Origin of the sequence: Mycobacterium sp. (assembly GCF_049281135.1) — a bacterium.
In the GTDB taxonomy this organism is placed as follows: domain Bacteria; phylum Actinomycetota; class Actinomycetes; order Mycobacteriales; family Mycobacteriaceae; genus Mycobacterium.
In genome coordinates, this window is the sequence record NZ_JBAPRN010000080.1 from 1 (window position 1) to 2211 (window position 2211).

General features: G+C 68.4%; 3 protein-coding genes. 2 read left to right on the forward strand and 1 reads right to left on the reverse strand.

The features are described from left to right. Positions 1–374 (forward strand): cation:proton antiporter regulatory subunit (locus WAN02_RS03275; protein WP_422262754.1); only part of this gene is annotated, 374 nt, incomplete at its 5' end. A gap of 4 nt (positions 375–378) precedes the next feature. Then, positions 379–1536, forward strand: a complete 1158-nt coding sequence (locus WAN02_RS03280) for a cation:proton antiporter (RefSeq protein WP_422262755.1) — start codon at positions 379–381, stop codon at positions 1534–1536. Here the strand turns inward: WAN02_RS03280 and WAN02_RS03285 are convergent. Beyond that, positions 1533–1919: an Rv3235 family protein gene (locus WAN02_RS03285; RefSeq protein WP_422262756.1), complete on the reverse strand. Its 387-nt coding sequence runs from the start codon at positions 1917–1919 to the stop codon at positions 1533–1535. The genes WAN02_RS03280 and WAN02_RS03285 overlap by 4 nt on opposite strands. Positions 1920–2211: the final 292 nt, after the last annotated feature.

A 2211-nucleotide genomic window follows, 5' to 3' on the forward strand; every position in this document is an offset into this window, starting at 1 on the left:
TCGTCGTGTACGGCAATGACGACCCCGACCAGGCTCGCCCGGTCTTTCGCCTCACCGACGAGGAAGCGGATGCGGTCGCGCAGATTCTGGGTGCGCCGCGGATCGCCGAACGGTTCGTCGAGCTCACTCGCGAGATACCGGGGCTCGAAGCCGGTCAGGTGCACATCCTGCCCGGCAGTGTCTTCGTGGACCGGCCGCTGGGGGACACCCGCGCCCGAACCCGAACCGGCGCGTCGATCGTCGCGATCGTGCGCAATGACGAGGTGCTCGCCTCGCCGGGGCCGTCCGAGAAGCTGCGTGCGGCCGACGTGTTGATCGTTGTCGGCACCGAAGACGGCATCAACGGCGTGCAGCAGCTCGTCCAAAAGGGCTGATTGCGTGCAGATTTCGGCGCCGCTGCTTTTGCAACTCGGCGCAGTTCTGACTGCGCTTGCGTTGCTGGGCGCGCTGGCCCGGCGGTTCGCGCTGTCACCGATCCCGCTGTACCTGCTGGCCGGGCTGTGGCTCGGCAAGGGCGGCATCCATTCGGTGACCGAGGCCAGCGTGTTCGTCAAAACCGGGGCGCCCATCGGTGTCGTGCTTCTGCTGCTGACCTTGGGCCTGGAGTTCTCCAGCGCCGAATTCGCCAGCAGCATGAAGCAGCACGTCCCCTCGGCGCTGGTCGACGTCGTGCTCAACGCGACGCCGGGGGCCATCGCGGGCTGGCTGCTCGGCTTCAAGGGCATCGGGATCCTCGCGCTGGCCGGCGTGACTTATGTGTCGTCCTCCGGTTTGATCGCCCGCCTGCTCGAAGACCTCAACCGGGTGGGTAATCGCGAAACACCCGCGATCCTGGCAGTGCTGGTGCTCGAGGACTTCGCGATGGCGGCCTACCTGCCGGTGTTCGCGGTCCTGGTCAGCGGCGGCACCTGGCCGAAGGCACTGCTCGGCATGGTCATCGGGGTGGGAGCGTTCTGGACTGCGTTCGTCATTTCGCACCGATGGGGCCACTACTTCGGCCGACTGGTGGGATCCCAGGATTCCGAGCAGTTGCTGCTGCGGGTGCTCGGGGTGACGCTGATCGTTGCCGCGCTGGCAGAAGAGGTGCACGCATCGGCCGCTGTCGGTGCGTTCCTGGTGGGTCTGACGTTGACCGGCGACACGGCGGACCGCGCCCGAAAGGTGTTGGGGCCGTTGCGCGATCTGTTCGCCGCGGTGTTCTTTCTCGGGGTCGGGATCGCGGTCGATCCGCACACGCTGGCTCCTGCGCTTCCGGCGGCGATTGCCCTGGCCGTGGTGACCAGTGCGGCGAAGGTGGCAACCGGGATCTTCGCCGCGCGGCGCGATGGGGTGGCCCGCCGCGGGCAACTGCGCGCCGGCACCGCCCTGATCGCTCGCGCCGAATTCTCGTTGATCATCATCGGCCTGGCCGGGGCGTCGATAGCCGGCCTGGCCCCGGTGGCGATGTCGTATGTGTTCGTCGTCGCCGTGATCGGGCCGGTGCTCGCCCGGTTAGGCGGCGCCCCGCTGCCCGCACGTGCCCGTGGGGCCGCCTAACCGATGTGCAGCGCAGCCACCTGCCAGCGTCCTGAGCCCATCCGCTCGATACGGCAGGCGATGGCGTGCATGCGGCGCCCACGGCTGTAGCTGCCGAACACCTCGGCCGCGGCAAATCCGTCCGGGCTGCCCACCGGCTGCAGGCGCACCCGGCGCAACACTGCGACCTCGCCATCGGCACCGGCCAGTCGATTGGCCGACAGCACCGAGTCGACGAGTCCGGCGGCCAGCAGGCCGTTCAGTTGGGAGATCGAGCGGCGGCGGTCGATCACTTCCAGCACGCGGCGTAGCGCGGCGTCTGCGAAACGTGCCGCCTGGCGCATCGGCGCCGACATCGCCGGCGCGGGTTGCGCCGGGTCTTGACTCGAATGCCGTTGCGGCACATGTGCACTGCGCCGTCGCAGCGCTGTCGGTGAGGGTGATCGGCACTGTCGGACGTCACGGGCCGGAGGCTCGCAGTCGACCACGTGAGTGACTGCAAACGTCGTCTGGTCGGATGGGCTTGAAACTGTCGACACTGCACTCTCCCGCGAATTCCGAAGGGCCTGAAAGGCTGGCCTGCTGGAGAGTGGCAGGCGAGTGTGACGATCATCGCACAATCGCCGCGTCCCCGTACCCGCGCTGCGTCGGGCCTCGGCGGACGGTTACCGTGTGCGGCATATTGGTCGGTGGACC